This is a genomic window from Phormidesmis sp. 146-20 (genome assembly GCF_052939475.1).
Genome location: NZ_JBJPHT010000005.1, coordinates 55,958 through 76,022 on the forward strand (window position 1 = coordinate 55,958; position 20,065 = coordinate 76,022).

The 20,065-nt window shown below is 48.5% G+C and carries 17 protein-coding genes and 1 pseudogene; 12 read left to right on the top strand and 6 right to left on the bottom strand.

Annotated elements, in window-relative coordinates; all coding sequences use genetic code 11:
• Positions 1-150: 150 nt before the first annotated feature.
• Positions 151-1,221, bottom strand: a pseudogene (locus tag ACKFKH_RS06210) (trypsin-like peptidase domain-containing protein); the annotation flags it as partial.
• 21 nt (positions 1,222-1,242) lie between these two features.
• Positions 1,243-1,590, bottom strand: coding sequence for a CU044_2847 family protein (locus tag ACKFKH_RS06215; RefSeq protein ID WP_446857381.1), 348 nt, complete (start codon positions 1,588-1,590; stop codon positions 1,243-1,245).
• Between the two features lie 948 nt (positions 1,591-2,538).
• Here ACKFKH_RS06215 and sbcD point away from each other — a divergent pair.
• Complete coding sequence (gene sbcD / locus ACKFKH_RS06220; RefSeq protein WP_446857382.1) at positions 2,539-3,837, top strand: exonuclease subunit SbcD; 1,299 nt, start codon at positions 2,539-2,541, stop codon at positions 3,835-3,837.
• A 130-nt stretch (positions 3,838-3,967) separates the two neighbouring features.
• On the opposite strand, the gene ACKFKH_RS06225 is transcribed toward sbcD, so the two are convergent.
• On the bottom strand, positions 3,968-4,453 hold the full coding sequence (locus ACKFKH_RS06225; RefSeq protein WP_446857383.1) for a DUF4168 domain-containing protein: 486 nt from the start codon (positions 4,451-4,453) through the stop codon (positions 3,968-3,970).
• Between the two features lie 363 nt (positions 4,454-4,816).
• Here ACKFKH_RS06225 and ACKFKH_RS06230 point away from each other — a divergent pair, with 363 nt between their 5' ends.
• Together ACKFKH_RS06230 and ACKFKH_RS06235 are read left to right on the top strand one after the other, a co-directional pair.
• Positions 4,817-5,194: a hypothetical protein gene (locus ACKFKH_RS06230; protein WP_446857384.1), complete on the top strand. Its 378-nt coding sequence runs from the start codon at positions 4,817-4,819 to the stop codon at positions 5,192-5,194.
• Positions 5,195-5,673: 479 nt separating this feature from the next.
• The gene (locus ACKFKH_RS06235; protein ID WP_446857385.1) at positions 5,674-8,427 is read left to right on the top strand and encodes a GAF domain-containing protein; all 2,754 of its coding nucleotides are present in this window, start codon (positions 5,674-5,676) and stop codon (positions 8,425-8,427) included.
• A 173-nt stretch (positions 8,428-8,600) separates the two neighbouring features.
• On the opposite strand, the gene ACKFKH_RS06240 is transcribed toward ACKFKH_RS06235, so the two are convergent.
• Positions 8,601-9,626 carry a class I SAM-dependent methyltransferase gene (locus tag ACKFKH_RS06240; protein ID WP_446857386.1) on the bottom strand — a complete coding sequence of 342 codons (1,026 nt, stop codon included), beginning with the start codon at positions 9,624-9,626 and terminating at the stop codon, positions 8,601-8,603.
• Positions 9,627-9,956: 330 nt separating this feature from the next.
• Between ACKFKH_RS06240 and mutL the strand changes: the two genes are divergently transcribed.
• The 4 genes from mutL (at position 9,957) to ACKFKH_RS06260 (ending at position 13,808) form a co-directional block, all read left to right on the top strand.
• Complete coding sequence (gene mutL, locus ACKFKH_RS06245; protein ID WP_446857387.1) at positions 9,957-11,636, top strand: DNA mismatch repair endonuclease MutL; 1,680 nt, start codon at positions 9,957-9,959, stop codon at positions 11,634-11,636.
• A 146-nt stretch (positions 11,637-11,782) separates the two neighbouring features.
• Positions 11,783-12,352: an SH3 domain-containing protein gene (locus ACKFKH_RS06250; protein WP_446857388.1), complete on the top strand. Its 570-nt coding sequence runs from the start codon at positions 11,783-11,785 to the stop codon at positions 12,350-12,352.
• Positions 12,353-13,143: 791 nt separating this feature from the next.
• A complete protein-coding gene (gene clpS, locus ACKFKH_RS06255; protein WP_446857389.1) occupies positions 13,144-13,482 on the top strand; it encodes an ATP-dependent Clp protease adapter ClpS in 339 nt (112 codons plus the stop codon).
• Positions 13,483-13,517: 35 nt separating this feature from the next.
• Entirely contained in the window at positions 13,518-13,808 is a 291-nt protein-coding gene (locus ACKFKH_RS06260; RefSeq protein ID WP_446857390.1) for a DUF2103 domain-containing protein, read from the top strand.
• Positions 13,809-14,050: 242 nt separating this feature from the next.
• On the opposite strand, the gene ACKFKH_RS06265 is transcribed toward ACKFKH_RS06260, so the two are convergent.
• A complete protein-coding gene (locus tag ACKFKH_RS06265) occupies positions 14,051-14,374 on the bottom strand; it encodes a hypothetical protein (RefSeq protein ID WP_446857391.1) in 324 nt (107 codons plus the stop codon).
• 135 nt (positions 14,375-14,509) lie between these two features.
• On the opposite strand from ACKFKH_RS06265, the gene ACKFKH_RS06270 reads away from it, so the two are divergent.
• Complete coding sequence (locus ACKFKH_RS06270) at positions 14,510-15,427, top strand: histone deacetylase family protein (RefSeq protein ID WP_446857392.1); 918 nt, start codon at positions 14,510-14,512, stop codon at positions 15,425-15,427.
• A 156-nt stretch (positions 15,428-15,583) separates the two neighbouring features.
• On the opposite strand, the gene ACKFKH_RS06275 is transcribed toward ACKFKH_RS06270, so the two are convergent.
• Positions 15,584-16,294: a response regulator transcription factor gene (locus ACKFKH_RS06275; protein ID WP_446857393.1), complete on the bottom strand. Its 711-nt coding sequence runs from the start codon at positions 16,292-16,294 to the stop codon at positions 15,584-15,586.
• A gap of 340 nt (positions 16,295-16,634) precedes the next feature.
• Here ACKFKH_RS06275 and ACKFKH_RS06280 point away from each other — a divergent pair, with 340 nt between their 5' ends.
• The 4 genes from ACKFKH_RS06280 (at position 16,635) to ACKFKH_RS06295 (ending at position 20,050) form a co-directional block, all read left to right on the top strand.
• Positions 16,635-17,279, top strand: coding sequence for a CPP1-like family protein (locus ACKFKH_RS06280; protein WP_446857394.1), 645 nt, complete (start codon positions 16,635-16,637; stop codon positions 17,277-17,279).
• 78 nt (positions 17,280-17,357) lie between these two features.
• Positions 17,358-17,969 carry a DUF4129 domain-containing protein gene (locus ACKFKH_RS06285; RefSeq protein ID WP_446857395.1) on the top strand — a complete coding sequence of 204 codons (612 nt, stop codon included), beginning with the start codon at positions 17,358-17,360 and terminating at the stop codon, positions 17,967-17,969.
• On the top strand, positions 17,966-19,051 hold the full coding sequence (locus ACKFKH_RS06290) for a DUF4350 domain-containing protein (RefSeq protein ID WP_446857396.1): 1,086 nt from the start codon (positions 17,966-17,968) through the stop codon (positions 19,049-19,051). Before ACKFKH_RS06285 ends, ACKFKH_RS06290 begins: the two co-directional genes overlap by 4 nt.
• Before the next feature lie 48 nt (positions 19,052-19,099).
• Positions 19,100-20,050 carry an AAA family ATPase gene (locus tag ACKFKH_RS06295; RefSeq protein WP_446857397.1) on the top strand — a complete coding sequence of 317 codons (951 nt, stop codon included), beginning with the start codon at positions 19,100-19,102 and terminating at the stop codon, positions 20,048-20,050.
• Positions 20,051-20,065: the final 15 nt, after the last annotated feature.

Here is a 20,065-nt window from a genome sequence, read left to right on the forward strand (position 1 = left end):
TACTTCTTCTTTAGAAAAACCTTTCAGTTCAAATACTCGTTCACCTTCTTTGAAGCGATCTCCTTCTTCCCATGTGAAGACGAACGCTGAACTCGGCATCGCTGTACGCAAATCAGCAATTTGATCCGGCGGTAACCCAACATCATCTAGCAGAACCAACACTTTCTTGAGCAGTAATGTACTTTTGATTTTATTAAGATTGAATTTGACACCAGGAATATCCTCATTGAAACGGTAAAAAATCGCTTCAAGCAAGTCTGTCCAAGTACAAAACTGCTTTGCTGGCATATGCACTACACCATCGAGAAAATTAGATGCAATTTCATGATGGGCAAAATTGGCAAGCAGCATGGATTTTCCCACTCCGGGCTTGCCGTAAAAACCTGCTACTTTTTTATGTTGTATTGCCAACGCGGCATCTTCAAGTTCTGTCTTACGACCCAGTAGATCAGAGCATATGGGAGGCTTATTTAGCGGAGGCTGAAGGGCGATCGGTTGAGGAACATCCCTATCGAAGGGTAAAGGATCAACTCTGACTCCTTCCTGCAATAGAAAAGTAAGCCGTTGTTTACCAAAAATTATTTCTCCTATTGCCTGGGGAATCAGCAATTGCCAACGAGGGTCTTGATCATGAAATCCCTTATGATCACCTTCGAGTTCATCCCAACGATCAAAAATTACTTGTGTCGGAATTGCCTGACCGCCGAATGGTCTTCGTGCGTCCTCTTTAGTCTGTAAGTTGCGCTCGCTTTTGATTAACCCACATACATTAGATGTCCGTTTATTCAGGAGCGGTGCTCCACTCAATCCAGGCTGAATATATTCATCTTTAATTGTAAGCAGACGGTCTTCATCGCTGGGCCCAACACAAATAGGAGTGACTGAAAAGCCTCCTTCACGATTCAAGGGATAGCCGTAGCCATAGAATTCATCATTTGGTTGAGCTTCTCGATCCAAATAAACACATGGATGATCGACAAGCTCAACTCTTAAAAGCGCGAGATCCGGGTTTCCTGATTCGGTTCGCTCAATATTTGTAATCGTCGGTTCTTTACCCTTCCAGAACACCTTGATTTCATTATCTTTTATGCCCGCTATCACATGGTTACAGGTCAAGATCTGTCCTGGAGCAACGAAGAAGCCAGTTCCTTTAGTAAGTTTAGAGGTTCCTATCCGAACGGTGCAGTCTCGAAACAGCTTGTTGATCGGTTGATCACTCACTTATACACCTCTTATCTGAATTTATTCCTTAACCCATTCCATCGTGATCTTGAGATTTGCTTTGCCTGTGCCTTTGACAATTAAAGCTGTTAGATTTCCCGACTCATAGCCAAACTCAACACCAAACTCAATGCTGGACTTACTGGGCTTAAACTTGTTGAGGCTTTCAACAACTGAGCCAGCAATCCCCTCGATGGCATCGGTAACTTCTTTAAGAGATTGAGTTCTTACCCCCACATCTGACTCAATCTCTTCTCCCACTTCAACTTGAATGCTGGAGCCGATTACAGTTGCCTCAACTCTGATGAGAGAGCCGTTCTCCAAGTAGACTGGGATATTTTCGGTCTGAGACTCCTTTGAGATTTCCATTGCTTTGTGTTTCGGATTGTGAATTAAAGAGTTACGAATGCTTTTGCCTAGATACCAAACAGAAGCCAACAAGGCTTGTGTACAAGCCAGTAGAGTTTGTATACGAGAAAGATTACTGAGAGTTGCTGAGAGTGCTAATTCCCCAAATAGGAATCTTTGCTCAACAACTTTCCGGGATTATATCCTTCTACACCAGGTCGAGGCAAAAAACTTCAGTATTTTTTCCATTGGAAGATTCTATTATTAGTCTCATGGAAGGGTTGGCAGGATTGAGTTGATGAATCAACTTGGAACAAGCCGTTTCAGAAGTTACATGACTTGAAAGTAGTCTTGGATTCGTTTCTAAAAACTGTCTCGACCTACCTTAGCCCGCTCGAAATACGTAACTCCTCACTATTGGCTCAGCCACTCTCGGAGTAGAAAAACAATTCGCTACGCAAGAGTGAGGTATACGCAGTCACACGCTTGCTAACAAAAATTGACTTTACAAACGAGCGTACATGTTGAAGATTCCACACATAGAATCGACACAACATAAACACTATGTATAGCCTGACTAGATGTGATAACGTTGAATGGACTAGGAATGTGCAATCAGTTAGAGGAAGAGACACACAGCTACAGTGATGACCAAAACAGGGGCAAGAAAGCCTCGGTGATGTCCTCCAAAACTTTAAGCTGTTTAATCTATTCATCTAACTAAGAGCGCTTCCTAGCAGCCTGTCGGGAAACCAAATTGCTCTCGTGACCCGCTTTAGCGATAGCGTAAAAGACTTCGTAGCAGCTAATGGTGCACCATGTTGCCGTTAAAGCGCCCCATAGCAAATCCGCCTTCTAAAAAACTCTTAATCTCAGACAGGCTGCTAGTACAAAAATTACTTTTGTTACTTAATCAGAAGACCCACCCAACTCGAAGAGCCAGAAAGATAAGCAAGAGGCAGCCAATTTGTGATTAAGATTCTTCACCTTTCTGATATTCATTTAGGCAGCGGGTTTTCGCATGGAAAAATCAATCCAGAAACGGGGCTGAATACGCGATTAGAAGATTTTGTTGCCACATTGGGACGGTGTATCGATCGCGCCCTCTCAGAACCCGTCGATCTCGTGCTGTTTGGCGGAGATGCCTTTCCTGATGCCACGCCTCCACCCTATATTCAGCAAGCGTTTGCCCGCCAGTTTCATCGCCTGGTCGAGGCTCAAATTCCTACCGTTTTGCTTGTCGGCAATCACGATCAGCATTCTCAAGGAGCAGGCGGCGCAAGTTTGTGCATTTACAGAACGTTAGGCGTTCCCAATATCGTGGTAGGCGATCGCCTCGAAACGCACTGCATTCAAACTCAAAACGGACTGGTTCAAGTGATCACATTGCCGTGGCTCAATCGGTCTACTTTACTAACGCGACCAGAGACCGAAGGATTGTCAATGTCAGAAGTGGGACATTTGCTGCTCGATCGCCTCCGCGTTGCCCTAGAAGGTGAAATTCGCAAACTCGATCCTACCGTTCCCACCGTTCTCTTAGCTCACCTGATGGCAGATGCCGCAAACTACGGCGCAGAGCGGTTTTTGGCAGTCGGAAAAGGATTCACGATTCCATTGTCGTTTTTGACGCGCGACTGTTTCGATTATGTGGCGTTAGGTCATGTTCATCGACATCAAGTTCTCTGTCAAGATCCACCGATCGTTTATCCCGGTAGCATTGAACGAGTTGATTTTAGTGAAGAAAAAGAAGACAAAGGCTATGTGCTAATTGACCTGCAAAAAGGGAATGCGGCGATCGAGTTCTGTCCCCTGCCCGTTCGCAAATTTTGCACCATTCAGCTTGATTTGTCCGAAGAAGACGATCCGCAATCCGCCCTACTCGAAGCCATTGAGTCAGAATCCGTTCAAAATGCTGTTGTGCGAGTGATTTACCAGCTTCGTCCCGAACAGAGCGATCGCATGGACGACACCCAACTTCACCAAACCCTGAGCATCGCCCACAGCTACACCCTTCAGCCCGAATTAATTAGCCAACTGTCACGATCGCGCCTCCCCGAATTGGGAATTGGGACGACGATCGACCCCTTGAACGCCCTGCGCGCCTACCTAGACAACCGAGAAGATCTGCGCGACCTGCAAGAACCCATTCTCACGGCCGCCCAAAACCTTCTCGATCAAACTGACTGGTTAGGAGATAGCGATCTGGCGATCGATCTCGAAGATCCCGCCCCGACCCAACTCACTCAAACTCAGCTACGCCTGCTCTAACCTCTTAAAATCTCCCAATGGCAGCTTGGGGGGCAAAAGCTCCACGCAACGAGGCAAAAGAACGCCATCAAATTCACCACTTAATTAACTTCTAGCGATCGACCCCTTGCCAACCGCTAAAAGCAAACTTCTACTTGCGAATCAACTGCTGAACTTCTTGCTTTAGCTGAGGATTCTTTTGAATCGCCTCAAAGATCTGGTTAAAGCGCTGCACATTCAAACCCTGATCCTGTACCGCTTTTTCCATCTTAGATTGACTATCTTTTTGAATCGTCACTAACTTAGCAACTGCGCGATCGTAACTTTGCCGCTCCTTCGGCTGAATTTGGCTGGCGGGAGTTGCTTTAGGATTTGCCTGCGTTTTGTAAATCTCGTCAAACCGTTGCGGTGTCAAGCCTTCCCCCTGAATCGCTTGCACAGCCTGCTGCTCAGAAGTTTTGTTGATCACCAAAATCTGTTTGATGGCTCCCGCAAACTTCTGCACTTCGTCTTTACTCGGTTGAGGAGACGCAGCAGGGGCAGCTTGCGGAGCAGGAGCAGGATTTTGTGCTTGAGCAGGCTGAACGGCAAATAACAGAGCAACCGTGCAGAAAGCTGCTAGAGCGTTCTTGATCATCTTGAATTCTCCATGACGACTATAGTGAACCGATCGACAACCAAGCCTTCAACATTACCATTCAGCAATTGCTCTGAAGTTTGTTGTGATTTGCTCTGCACTATCCTATCGGGAATCAATCAATTTAACATCCGATTCTCAAAGCCATTCGCTCGTAACCAATTCACCCAAATTATCTCCATTGGCATACGTGAACTTACCAAATCCAAAACCGTTGACAGAGATAAGCGGGTTCAAGCATCGCTACAACTTAAGTTAAATGAATTTAATCTGCATCTAATCGCCAGCGCAGCCATCGAGGGGCATCACTTCCTTCAGATGAATTCTGACTGGGTTGATCGTATCAAGTGAGAAAAAACTGTTATGCCGCCCTCTGAGTCGATTTATTTACCTGTTCTAAAACAAAATATTGCTGATCGATCGACCCTGACTCAAGCCCAAACTTCTCCGCCTCCAGAAGTTTCGTCATCGGTTGCTAATCAAGATGCGGCGATGGTGATGATTCCTATTTGCTTTGTGGCAGTCTGGGCGGCCGTGGTCTGTGTGATTTCCAATACCTGGAAGGTCAATCGCAAAGACGTTGAGACCAGCAAATTGACGGCACAATCCCCCTGCAAAAAGTGCCGCTTTTTTAATAGCAATCCCTACGTCAAGTGTGCGGTCAATCCATCTCTAGCGATGACAACGGCTGCAAAAGACTGCACAGACTATCAGCCCAAAGAGCGCAAGCTGGTACGATAGCGGACTTTTACCGCAAAGTGACACTATAAAGCGACACTATTTTGTGAAACACTCCATCTAATGTCTCGAATTAATGTCTCCCAACTGGCCAGGGTTAGCTTTGCCTCTGGTTTTTGGCCGTTTTAAGGAAAGTCTGATGGCTAGTAACTCATCAAAAATCTTGATTTGTGAGGGATTGAGTGGACGAAGGCAGACTTTGCTCTTAGCGACACGGTTTGAACTGCCAGCCAAAAAATTACAGGTTATTAACTTCTCAACCCTGAGAGAAATTTGCAGGCTTAAAGTCTCTCAAAATCTGTAACGCTGAGAAGATCACGGTTCAATTGTTCTATTAGATCACACAGTCAGTCTCTTTCAAATTTTTACTCACGTGCTCCGCAATTTTGTCGATCGGTTTGCCCATACTTTCTGGTAGAAACAGAAGGAATTCTGTCTTTCTATCTCTGTGCTGACCAATCCTAATAGATGAAATATAAGCGATGAGCCTTGAGCCGACCAATCACAAATCCGCTAACCTTGATCAAGAAAAATTATTACATCGCATCATTGATCGCATTCGACGATCGCTAGAGCTAAAAGATATTTTGCAAGCAACGGCGGTAGAAGTCGGTGAGTTTTTGGGCACCGATCGCATCAAAATTTATCAGTTTCAACCCGATGGAAGTGGTCAAGTCGTCGCTGAGTCGATTCACAACGATCGCTTGCCGTCGCTGCTGGGGTTGACCTTTCCGGCTGATGACATTCCTCTCTACGCACGAGAATTGTTTGCCAAAACGCGGACGCGATCGATCGTCAACGTAGACACTCAGGAGATTGGCCAAAGTGCTCTCGAAGACGTAGACACCAGTATTGCGTTTGCAGACCTGGAATATCGAGCGGTCGATCCTTGTCATGTTGAGTATTTGATGGCGATGGGAGTCATCTCTTCTCTAGTCATGCCGCTGTTGGTGCACGATCAACTTTGGGGGCTGTTTGTCTCTCACCATTCTGAGCCACGAGAAATTCCAGAAATTGAGGTGCGGGCCGTTCAATTGGTGGTCGATCAACTGTCGGTGGCGATCGCTCAATCTACCCTCACCAGCCAAGCCCGCGCCAAAGCCACCCAAGAGGCGGCGATCAATCGTATTACCTGTCTGCTGCATTCGCTCTCGACGATCGAGCTACAGGCTGCCCTTGATGAAACGGTGACAGCCCTACACGGATCGGGCGGTCGGCTGTGGATTCGTCCTGAAGCGTTAGAGCTTTGCGCTGCTGGTTCTTCTGATTCGAGAGTGCCGAGTTGCTCGGTTCGGCTTTATACCAACGGAGTCCAGCCCCAGATCCCGGCTGAGGCTCGTTACCCGCTCATGGAGCAATACAGCGTCTGGAAGGAATTTTTTAAGTCGGATGAGCAGTCCGTTTGGGAGATTCAAAATCTCTACAAAGAGCCAGGTTTACGCAATTTGCAGTTTGCTTTTCGTCCTACTCCAATTCGGGGCATTTTGATTGTTCCACTCTGGCATCGCCATCTACTGTTGGGCTATCTGACGGTGTTTCGCGATGAAATTGAGACTGAGATTCTCTGGGCTGGGCAGGTTGACCCCGATCGTCGTCAGCGTCCCGCTCAACTCTCGTTTGAAGTCTGGAAAGAATCGAAAAAGGGTCAAGCCCAACCCTGGACAACGGACGAGATTGAAATGCTCCAAACCCTGGGTAAGCAGTTTGCGACTGCCATTCAGCAATACGAAATGCACCAGCATCTGCAAACCCTCAATGCTCGTCTAGAAGTCCAGGTCGAAGAGCGCACCGCCCAACTCAGACAAGCCACCGAGCAGCAGCAAATTCTCTTTGAAGTCGTGACCAAAATGCGCCAGTCGCTGGATCTCGACACTATCTTTAAAACGCTGACTCAAGAACTGCGGCGATCGCTGTCTGCCGATCGAGTGGGCGTTTACCGCTTTGACCCTGATTCCCAATTTAACGAGGGTGAATTCATCGCAGAAGATGTATTGCCCGACTTTCCTTCTGCATTAGCCACTAAAGTGCAGGATCACTGCTTTGGCGAAAGTTATGCGACGCTGTATCGCAATGGACGAGTTCAAGCGTTGGATGACATTCAAGCCGCAGGTCATAAAGCGTGTTTTGGTGGCATTCTCGATCAGTTTCAGGTTAAGGCGCTGCTCACGACACCGCTGCTGAGAGGGGATCAACTTTGGGGGCTGTTGTGCATTCATCAGTGCGATCGACCGCGAGTGTGGAAGCCGATCGAGATTCAGTTTGCGACTCAGGTGGCGGCCCAGTTGGGAGTCGCGTTAGAGCAGTCGGACTTGTTGGCTCAGACCCAAAATCAAACTGAGCAACTCAAGCAAACGCTGCACGACTTGAGAAAGACGCAAAACCAACTAGTGCAGACCGAGAAAATGTCTAGTCTGGGGCAACTGGTTGCAGGAGTCGCCCACGAAATTAACAATCCAGTGAATTTTATCTATGGCAATCTCAATCACGTCAACGACTACGCCCACGATTTGTTAAAACTGGTCGAAACCTATCAGGCGCAGTGTTCCCACCCTTCTGTAGAAGTGTCTGAGCAATTGGAGGCGATCGACCTCGATTTTCTATCCAAAGATTTGCCCAAAACGCTGTCTTCGATGAAGGTAGGAGCCGAACGCATTCGCCAAATTGTGCTGTCTTTACGAAATTTTTCTCGACTCGACCAGGCCGAAATGAAGCCCGTTGATATTCATGAAGGACTGGAAAGCACCTTGCTCATTTTGCAGCATCGCCTCAAAGCTAAAGCAGACACATCGGGGATTGAGTTAATTCGCGAGTATGGCGATTTGCCTCTAGTTGAGTGCTATGCCGGACAGCTAAATCAAGTCTTTATGAACGTCTTGAGCAATGCGATCGATGCCTTAGAGGAAGCAGACAGTCAAAAAAGCAAAGCCGGGATCAGGTCAAGCGACCCGCCGATTATTCGCATCCGGACTGAGCGATTGGGAAGCGACCCCTTGCGGGTTACTCAAAGAGATCGCATTTTGATTCGTATTGGTGACAATGGGTTGGGCATTCCTGAAAGTCTCAAACTACAGGTGTTTGATCCGTTTTTCACCACCAAGCCGATCGGCAAAGGCACCGGAATGGGACTCTCCATCAGCTATGAAATCGTCGTCGAGAAGCACGGTGGAGTCTTTAAGTGCAGTTCTCAACCTGGTCAAGGAACTGAGTTTTGGATCGAAATCCCGATTCGACCCTGAGTTGTCAATTAGATGAGAGTTTTTTGCTACGGTGTTTACGGCTTTTGCCCTCCAAAGTGCCAATTGGGGGAAACTTTCAGACAAGATTTTTGGTTCAAAGTCCCTCACTCGTGGGGGATTTAGCTTGCTCTCCTGAATTAACAACCGCAGCGAAGGATTTTATAGAATTCACTTTAACCCAAAACCCCTGCGCTGTAAGCGTTGTAGCTGTAGGCTAACGTTCCTTTGAGTGCATGAGAAGGCTTGAGGCTGCGGTTGATTGAATGGGCAAATGGCACCGAAGATCGACCCAACTCTTCGGGCAATAGAGCATAGTGGGTGTTGGGTTCGACAATGAATCCTGGGCATTTCGACCGCACATTTGCACTGTGCAGCAGCCTTTCAATTTCGGTAGCAGAATGCTGATTTAAGTAGATAGAATTTGCGCCAAAAGGCACGATCGTTCTGGATAAGTTTCTGAGCCAGTGAGCCGGACAGTTTTGATTGTGAAACGAATTATTCAAAATAAAAGCGCCGCCAGGTTTGAGAACGCGAGTCACTTCTAACATCAGCTTTTTGACCTTCTCTTTTTCAATATGCATCAACACCGCATTTGAGAGAATCAAGTCCACAGAATTGTCTTCAAGAGGCAAAGTTTCGGCTGAGTCGCAAATAATATTAAACTCGGCTGACGGATAGAAATCATAGACTTCCTTAAAGCGCAACAAGCGTCTCAGCAAGGATTCAGAAATGTCAATGCCGTAGTAGCGATCGCAGGTCAAATTCTTTTCTTTAGAAAGATTGATCGAGGCTCTCCCATAGCCACAACCAATCTCAAGAATAGTTTCAAAGTGTTGATTGTTAGCAAATCGATTCCAAAGACCGCCAATCTTTCCAGTGATTTCTTGATAGTGACTTTCCTTGAGAATATCTTCATTTGCATCCTCAATTTTCTGAGAACCGTAATAAGTTTTTCCAACTTTATCCCACAGTTGCTTTTGGGAAGTTGCTTTTAGTTGTTGATAGTTTCTAGGGAAAAAGATTCCGTTCTGCAACTGAAACTGTTCAAGTAGACGGGGGTTGGTTGAGACGGTCATGTTAGCTCCAAGATTTGACAAATTGACGGTGGGTAGAATGACCTGACAATCTTGAGAGGCACTCAGTAGCCTAAAAATTCTGGCGTTGCTGATTGGAGGGATGAGTCTGCGGGAAGTGTCCATCTTTTCGCCTCCTAAATCCCCCAAAATTGAGGGACTTTAAACCTTGGGGTTCCCGCCGCTTTGGGGCAATTCATCCCCTGATTCAGCAACGCCAAAATTCTGACTCACATCGCAAATTTACTGAATTACAAGTGAGTGCGTTAGCACTATCTAAACGCTATTACTCGTAATAATACTGACTGATTCTTCTCCGTCAGGATTATTTAGCGAACTCCACATTATTTATGTCAAACAACTTGCGTTTGAGAGGTTGCCCACCGATCTAGCCCTACGCAGCGTGATTTTGCAGCCCGATCGTCGCCTCCTGCAATCACCCGATAAACTAGAAGTATGGGGTCTTGTATTCAACCATTACCAACCGAAGTCATTCATCTCATTGCGGCTGGCGAAGTCATTGATTCTCTGGCGGCCGTAGTGCGAGAACTGGTAGAGAACGCGATCGATGCCGCTGCCACTCGCATTACCATTTCAGTTTGGGGCGATCAGGGGCGCATTCAGGTCGCAGACAACGGCGCAGGCATGGACTTGCCAGAATTACAGCAGGCCGCCTTGCCCCATACGACTAGCAAGATTCACGATCGCCACGACCTCTGGAAGATTCGCAGTTTAGGCTTTCGGGGTGAGGCGCTTCACAGTTTGGCGCAGCTTTCAGACTTAGAAATTCTCAGCCGTCCCATCCACTCAACTCAGGGTTGGAAAATTCTCTACAACACTCAGGGAGAAGTCGCCCAGGTCGAAACTGCCGCGATCGCGCCCGGTACAATCGTCACCGTCAACAATTTGTTTGGCAACTGGCCCGCCCGCCGCGAAGGATTGCCTCCGATCGCTCAACAACTCCGCGCCATCCAGTCCATCATTCAGCAAATCGCTTTGAGCCATCCCCAGGTCACCTGGCAGGTTCAGCAAAACGATCAAGAATGGTTCAATCTCTGGTCAGGTAAAACTGCTCGGCAAATTCTCCCTCAAATTTTGCGAAGCGTTCAGAATACTGATTTGCGAGAAATCAACCTCCAAGTTCCTCCGGAAGGAGTCAGCCAAGAAAGCTCAAACCTGCAAATCCTCCTTGGACTGCCCGATCGCTGTCATCGTCATCGTCCAGATTGGGTCAGAGTGGCGATCAATGGGCGATCGATTCAGATGCCTGACTTAGAGCAGACTATTTTCAACGCCTTTCGACGCACCTTGCCCCGCGATCGTCACCCCGTTTGTCTGCTGCATTTACAAGTGCCCCCCGAACAAATTGACTGGAATCGTCACCCCGCCAAAGCCGAAATCTATCTGCATCATTTGGAATTTTGGCAGACAAAAGTTAGTGAAGCGATCGATCAAGCTCTTCGGCTCAATCCCGAATCTGTTGGCGAAACGCTCTACAGCGATCGCGTCGGCAAACTGCTCAAAACCGCCGAATCCGGAGGCGGCTACACCGTTGATCGAGAAATCCAGCCTGACTCCTCACCCCTCACCCCTCACTCCTCACTGACCGCGATCGCTCAGGTTCACAATCGCTATATTCTCGCCGAACACCCCGCTGGTCTGTGGCTCGTCGAACAACACATTGCCCATGAGCGCGTTTTGTACGAACAGGTCTGCGATCGCTGGCAGCTAGTCCCTTTAGAACCCGCCATTATTCTCCATCACCTGTCTACTCATCAGTTAGAACAGTTCGATCGTCTAAACCTCACCGTCGAACCGTTTGGCGACCAGCTTTGGGCGATTCGTACCGCACCCGCACTTTTGGCGCAGCGAGAAGATTGCCCAGCAGCCCTGCTAGAACTGAGCTTGGGCGGAGATCTGCAAACGGCACAAGTCGCCACCGCCTGTCGCAGCGCAATTCGCAATGGCACCCCACTGACGCTGACCGAGATGCAAACCCTACTCGACCAGTGGCAACAAACCCGCAACCCTCGAACCTGTCCCCACGGCCGTCCCATCTTCTTGTCTTTAGAAGAAACGGCCCTTGCTCGATTCTTTCGTCGGCATTGGGTGATCGGCAAGAGTCATGGGATCTGAAACGACCCCAGCCAGTACATTACAGAAAATTTTCAGTTGCTTAATTTTGGTAATGTGTGTAGAACTTGCATGTCATAATTCCATGCAGGAACAAGTGCAGAAATTTGCGTCTTGTGCGAGTTTTACTCAGTGAGGAGTGTATTTAAATGATCAGCCTTCAGAACAATCGTTGGAATCAAGCGATCGCAAGTGTAACCATTATGGCGATCGCCACCAGCAGCCTGCCTGCCGCCGCTCAAACTCCCGCCTCCCTGGTCGGACAGTGCCGTGCAGCCAAACAATCTACCGCAATTTTTAGTCAGCGATCGTCCACCAGCGCCGTAGTCACCGCATTACCCGCCGAGCAGCGCGTTACCCTTTCTGAGAACGGTGGAACCGATGGATTTATTGGCGTAAGTGCCCCCAGCAAAGGATTTGTGCAGACGGTTAACCTAAAACTCTGTGCCAACAATCCCGCGCCTACGCCTCCTGCCAAAGGGCTGTGCCGTCGGGTCACTCAAACCCAAGGCCTCGTCGTTCGTCAAGGGCCGAATACGACTTCTAGTGTTGTCGGGGGTGTTGATTTTAATAGTCAAGTTTTCTTGACCACCACGCCTGCAACCTCTAAGGTTTCTCCCGATGGTCGGATCTGGGTGCAAATTGCCAAACCTCTGAGTGGATGGGTCTCCAACGGCTTCCAAAATACACCCGGAACCAATCTGGTATTTTGCCAATAACGATCGTATTCAACGATCAATCTAAGGCTTGCGAATTTAACAAAGTCGCCGGGAAATCCCCTCCTTCAACGCAGTAGAGCAACAGCAAAGCGTCTTGCGGAACGGAGTAAGGAGGGGATGAAAGGCAGGGCGCTGTAGCGAAGCGAAATCGCCAATCTCTCGAAACTTTCTACGAAAAATTGTAGTATACTTGCATTGGTCGTTGACCCACCCACATGGCTGACCACAAAAGGCTTTTAGCCCTGCAACTAGCATGAGAAAGGGGGAAAGAATCCGCTCTGCTGGTCGGCTATTGCTGTAAATCCAAGGCGAATTGTACGAGCAAAAATATACTCCTGCGGAAGGTGGGAGTCTGGCTGTGGACGCTGTGTAAGTCCTACGTCTTGCTTGCAGGATGGCGGCAACGGCGAATGAAGCGGCAAACCCGAAAGACGAATAAAACCGTCCTTACTAGCTGTGTTGGAGAGCACCCAACTTCAGCGAAGCAAGTTGGGGTACTTCACTAAAACCGAATATTACGTAGATAACGATTTTATTGAATTCACGACCCTTGGTGGAGCGCAAACTGATGTAATTGCGGCGATCGCCCACGCTCAATCTCTCCCAGGGGATTAGGAAAGATCGACTCGTGAGTGTTCTCCTAAAAATGTTGGGTTGCGATCGACTGCATCTCGAAAAGCCCAGGTCGTCGGATCTGGGTTTAATTCTGGGATGAATTGTCACACTTCCGTTCTTTGGCGGTAGTCTAGAATTTATGACAGAAATTCTCTAAAGTTTTGGGTAATTGCCTTATGACTAAGACTCTTTTGAAAGCTTCTAAGGCTGTAATCTTTCAGGGAATCATCGCTGCCGTGGCTGCCCCCGAAAAGACGAGCCAAACAGTTCGCAAAACGAGTCCCAACTATAAGGTGATTGTTTTGAACGATGACTTTAATACATTTGAGCATGTGTCTCAGTGCTTACTCAAATATATTCCGGGGATGACGGGCGATCGAGCCTGGAATCTCACCAATCAAATTCATTTCGATGGGCAAGCCATTGTTTGGACGGGGCCGCTAGAGCAGGCAGAGCTTTATCACATGCAGCTAGGCATGGAAGGGCTGACAATGGCTCCCCTAGAAGCGGCATAGGTGATTAATAAACTGATAGGAGTCAACCGTTTGATATGAAAAACTCTGGTGGACGGTTGGTTCTAAATCACTCCACACATGTTCCTGGGTTGATTGCTCTGCTCGAAAAGCTGACTCACTATCCTGGCATTCAGACCATTACGCCCGGCGTGATTGCGTCTGTGCGATCGCATTCTCCACACTTCAAACTCAAAATATCAGTGCCGATTCGCGGCGGTTACAAAGCGATCGCTCGTCACGGAAAAACTGCCCAAGAAGTGTTTGTGTTGACGACTTTAGAACAGGCAGATTTAGAAGCCGCGATCGCTCAAATCATGTCAAAGTAGCAACCAGACGGAGCGACAAAGCTGGTTGACTGACAAAACTCCTGAAACCCTCGATTTTTCGTAGGTTGGTGTTAAGCAACGCGAAACCCAACAGCAGCCTTTCTACCGTTGCTAACGTTGGGTTTTACCAAGTTAACTCAACCTACCTGAAAAGATTTGTCAGTCAATCAGGCGACAAAGAGTGAATGAGAGAAGATCACGGGGGCAAGCTTGCTGTCGCGATCTTCTGCTCTCCATAAAAATTAAGGCTCTGTCTGCTTCTGTCTAATTGACATCCGGTGCAGAGGCAGACTCAACGCGCTGGAGAATGTTAGTAGATAAGAAAAGACAGCAGTAAACTTTAGGCTTAAGGCGGCAATCTCCCAGTCAGGTGACACCATTCTTTGGGCCCCGACTGCCATGCAATGCACCACCCAATAGCCAAAACTCAACGCAAACAGCGTATGGTCAGCAGCGTCTAGCTCCTCACCTGGCTTAGAGTTAACGTGATGTAAAACGTAAAGACCAATAACTGCTGCAAAAAAAGAAATCAGACTTAAATATGTTTGCCAAACCGAATGCGCCATGACCGTTACATCAAGAATTTACATTGGAGATCAGTCTAAAGGATTAGAGATCGGCAACCTAGAAATTCTTACAAACAGCAATACTTGACCAGAGTAATTTACAAAACTCAAAACGCCTTTCAGACAAATGCTTCAATGGATTTGCCAATAATCTACCATCCGCAATACGTTGCGCCGTTACCGCCGGATCATCGCTTTCCCATGATGAAGTTTAAGAAACTTTACGAGATGCTGCTGTTGGAGAGCGTAGCGATCGCGCCTCAATTCCATTTTCCCCAGCGGTCTCCTCAAGCGTCGATTGAGTTTGTCCATGACTCCGATTATGTTAATGCCTACTGCAATGGCACCCTTGATCCCAAGGCCCAGCGCCGCATCGGGTTGCCGTGGAGTCCTGAATTAGTGAATCGAACTTGTGTCGCGATCGGGGGCACGATTCTCACCGCGCAACTGGCGCTCAAACAAGGATTAGCCTGTAATACGGCTGGCGGAACGCACCACGCCTTTCCTGCGTATGGCTCAGGGTTTTGCATCTTTAACGATCTGGCGATCGCCGCTCGCTATGTCCAAAAACACAAGCTTGCTCAAAAGATTCTCATCGTCGATTTAGATGTTCATCAGGGCGACGGGACGGCGTTTATCTTCCAAAACGATCCCAGCGTGTTCACGTTTTCGATGCACTGCGGCGTTAACTTTCCGGGTACCAAACAGCAGAGTGACCTGGATGTTCCACTCCCAGAAGGCATGGAAGACGACGACTATTTACAAACCCTGTCAAATTATTTGCCAGACCTATTATCAGAAGTGAAACCCGATCTGGTGCTGTATGATGCTGGCGTTGATCCACACTTGGGCGATCGTCTGGGCAAACTCTCGCTCACCGATACCGGAATCTTTCGCCGCGAAATGCAAGTTTTGATCACCTGCGTCTCATTGGGCATTCCGATCGCTTGTGTGATTGGCGGCGGTTATGCAGAGGATCTGGATGCTCTGGTGTATCGTCACTCTCTATTGCATCGGGCCGCCAGCGACGTTTATCGCCAATATCGGTTGTAGCAATACGTAAATTCGATGAAATTCCTCGCTTCGCGCTATCAGTCTTGTTTGAAAGTCTCCCAGAATTGGGGAGCAGAAGCGCTGAACAACAAAGCGAACGAACTTGATGGATTCAGCTAAAAAAAAGCGGAGCAACCTTCATCACTCCGCGATCGCTTATCGTTTTTCTTCGGTTGCGGGAGGCGACTCAAACTTGTAGCCAACGCCACGTACCGTTTGGATCAAAGCTGGCTGGCTCGTATCGATTTCGATCTTTTTGCGGATCTGACCAATATGGACATCTACCACCCGCTGATCGCCCACATACTCATAATCCCAAACTTCTTGAATCAACTCTGCCCGTCGCCACACCCGACCCGGATGGCTGGCTAGAAAGTGCAGCAGATCAAACTCTAGCGCCGTCAAAGGCACCATATCTTCGTTAAGCTTGACCTCTCGCCGGACGGGATCAATCACCAACTTGTCAAAACTCAGGCATTGCTGCTCGGCGGTTGTCACGACTCGCTGACGTTTTAAGATCGCCCCAACTCGAACGCCCAACTCGCCTAAGCTAAAAGGCTTTGTGATGTAATCATCCGCACCCTGGCTAAATCCGCGAATCCGATCTGCCTCATCTGTCCGACTGGTGAGCATTAATACAAACACTCCGGTACGGCTCTGCATTTCTTGACAGAGATTGTAGCCATTGGCATCTGGCAAATTCACATCCAAAATTACTAAATCAGGATTGAACTGTTCAAACGTTGTCATAGCCGTTTTACCGTCTTCGGCAGACTCCATCTGGTAGTTTTGCTTCGTGAGAAAACGATGGATCAAATTCCGGATTGCCGAGTCATCATCTACTACGAGAATCTTGGCTGGAGCCATGACCATAACCTTGCGTTGAAAGTGTAGGGGTGGAAACTAGGTGTGATGTGCAGAGCTAGTTGAGAAGCTGTCTATTTCTGTAATACACAGGATATATTTGCCATCAGCATTAGTATGCCTCAGCTTTTGTCTAGAATATCCTCAGATACCGTGGTTTCCGCAAAAAAGCTTGTGGGAGAGGCGGACGATAGACGGTAGACTGGAGACGAGCAGGGAATTCGTTTTTAGCCGAGCAGCCCGAAATGATCAAGGTCTGACGTTCTTAGTCTAAAGTCCAAAGTCTAGTTGTGAACCTGTGTTGAGCTAAGTTACCCTGAATGAGAAGGTGGAGTAACGGCTGATGAGCGATCGAAATCCCTACGAAAAACTCGGTGTCCAAGAAGGTGCGACCTTTGAGGAGATTCAGAGTGCCAAAAAGCGTCTGTTGACAGAGTTTGCTGACGATCAAAAAAAACTAACCGAGATCGAAACGGCCTATGATGCCGTCCTGATGGAGCGCCTCAAAATGCGCCAGGAAGGGAAAATTCCGGTGCCCGATCGCATTCGCTTTCCAGAAAAGCTAGCCCAATCAAAGCCCAGTCCGTCTCCGGCTCCGTCTAAAAGTTCTCCTCAGTGGTTGAGCAATCTGCTAGACGTGCCCGCTGCCAAAGAGATTGCTTTACCTGCGGTGATTCAGCTTGCTCTGGGGGGCGTGGTGTTTTTCTATCCGCAAGATTCTACGTTGCAGTTGGCAATGGCGGTGAGTGTGGCTTCTACGCTGTACTTTATCTATCGTAAAGAGCGCAAACTGGGGCGATCGGTCTTACTCGGTCTGGGCGGATTGATTCTGGGATTTTTGATTGGTGGCTTGCTCGATGGAGCGCTGCGATCTGCTTCAGCAGATATCTCTTTGAGATCACAAATTCCAGGGTTGCCGATCCCAGATGTGGTGGTGAGTTTGGTCACATTCTTCATTTTGTGGATATTCAGTAGCTTCTTGAAGTAAGCGAATATAATGTGGAGTCTAAGCAAGAGGCGTGATTTATTGCGTCCGATCGCTCTCACGTCTGGATGAGATTCCTGCATGTCTGCTGCTTTTGAGAAAAATAGTTTTGACTGGCAAGCACAGCAGATTTTTAGGCGCGTTGGGGAGTGGCTTGAGCGCGTGTTTGTAGCTCCCAATCTGCCAAATCTGCCGGATGCGCCTCAATGGTGGTTTCCAGAGAATCTGCTGGAAACGGCTTTTTGGACGATCGTAATCTTTGCCTCAATTTGGTTAGGCTGGCGGATTTGGCGATTGTTCACTTATTTCAACGCTCTAAATCCTGACAATGCCCGCTGGCTCAACCGACTCGCTAAAGGTGATGAGGAGCGCGATCGTACCGTTGCTGCTTGGATGCGTCAGATGCAAGAATTTCAGCGTCAGGGCAATTATTCGGAAGCCTGTCGTGCCTTATACATGGCGATGCTACAGCGCTTAAACGATACGAAGCTGTTGCCGCATCAGTCTAGCCGCACGGATGGAGAGTATTTACAGGTCGTCCAGCAGTTGCCGCAAGCACAGTCTTATCAAACTCTGATTAGCACTCATGAGCAGTTGTGTTTTGGTCAGGCTACCATTTCGTCTGAAGAGTTTTCGACCTGTCAGCGAGCCTATCAAGAGATTGAGCAAGGCAGGGAGGGGCAGATCAGATGAAGCGGATCGATCGACGGCTCTTGTTTGCTGGAATTGTGCTGGTGGCGATCGTGTTGCTTACCCTATTTGCGGCTCCGAGAGGTCGCCAGGTCGGTGGCTCTACGTTTAGTCGCGCTCCCGATGGGTATGGGGCCTGGTATGCCTACATGCAGCAGCAGGAAACGCCGATTAAACAGTGGAAGCGTCCTTTTGCGGAGTTTGAGAAACAGGCTAGTTTAGACAAGGCTCCGGTGACGCTTGTGACGATCGACCCTGGAATGGATCGGGCATCGCTGGCAGAAAGCAATCTAGAGTGGGTGCGTCGAGGCAACACCCTGGTTATTTTAGGGAAATTTACGCCTGCGACAGAAGCGCCTTTCAGCACAACTCAGACAGGTGGTGTCAAAATCGAGACTTCTCGCCGGGAAAAGTTGGAGCAGGGTGAAGCGCAGTTGTTAGGCGATCGCTATGGAGCTATTGTCTGGCAAAGAGCGATCGGTAAAGGACGGGTTATTCTCGTCAATACGCCTTACTTGGGTGCCAATGCTTATCAAGACCAGCCGAATCTTGCATTTCTAGCCAAACTGGTCAAACAAAACAGCAAGACGATTTGGGTTGATGAACACAGCCACGGCTACCAAGAAAGCGAAGTTGTAGCTCAAAAGAAAGGAAACTGGCTGACGTATTTGACCCAAACGCCTCTGTTGCCAGTGTTGGTGCAAGCGATCGTGCTGCTTTTGGTCTACATCTGGGCAAACAATCATCGCCTGGGTCAACCTCTGCCCTTGACCAATACCAAAACTGACAATAGTGAAGCTTATATTCAGGCACTTGCGGGCGTTTTGCATCAAGCAGGTCGCAGTGAATTTGTGGTGGATGCGATCGGCAAAGCAGAACAAATTCAAATTCAGCAAGCTTTGGGTCTCGGCTCAACGCCCTTAGACCCCGAAACGCTGATTAACCTCTGGGTCAAGCAAACCGGCCGCCCCGCCACCGACCTCCAACCAGTCCTTCAACCCCTCTCCAAAAAACAACGCCTCAGCGAACAAGACCTGACCACCTGGATCAAAAATATCCAAACCGTCCACCAACACCTCCCCTAGCTAGCTCCTCCCTCCTCCCTCCTCCCTCCTCCCTCCTCCCTACCTGCTATGTCCGACCTCTACGCCACAATTAATCGTCTCCGCCAAGCCCTCGATAAAGTCGTTGTGGGTCAAGGCGCGATCGTTCAACAGCTTCTCGTCGCGCTACTTTCGGGGGGGCATGTGATTTTGGAGGGCGTTCCGGGAACGGGGAAAACGCTGCTCGTTAAAGTCATGGCTCAGTTGGTGCAGGCTGATTTTCGGCGGATTCAGCTAACGCCCGACATTCTACCCTCTGACATTTTGGGGACGAATATTTTTGACTTAAATACGCGCAGTTTCACGCTTAAGAAAGGGCCGATTTTTACGCAAATTCTATTAGCCGACGAGATTAATCGCACCCCGCCCAAAACTCAGGCCGCCTTACTCGAAGCGATGGAAGAACAGCAGGTGACATTAGATGGTGAAAGTTTGGCGCTGTCTGAGTTGTTTTGGGTGATTGCTACACAAAATTCTCTAGAGTTTGAGGGCACTTATCCCTTGCCAGAGGCGCAACTCGATCGCTTTCTCTTTAAGCTGTTTGTCTCATACCCAGATGCCGCCGCCGAGAAGCGCATGTTGCTCAACAGTGAGGCAGGATTTCAGGCAAAGCGATCGGACTTAGAGAAGCTGAATGCGTTGGCAACCGTAGCGCACATTGTCCAAGCGCGAAAATTGGTGAAAGCGATTTCGGTTCAGGAGTCAGTTTTGGATTATCTGTTAGCTGTTGTCCAAAAAACTCGTCAGCATCCCGATCTGGTGTTGGGCGCGTCGCCACGATCGGCGGTCAGTTGGCTACAAGCAAGTAAGGCCCAGGCGTGGCTTTCTGGACGCGATTTTGTCACTCCAGACGACATCAAAACCATTGCTCCTCCCTTGTTACGGCATCGTCTAATCCTCCGTCCCGAAGCTCAATTAGACGGCGTAGGAGTTGATGCAGTGATCCAATCTGTCTTGAGCCAGGTTCCCGTTCCTAGATAGCGAAACTAGCAAATC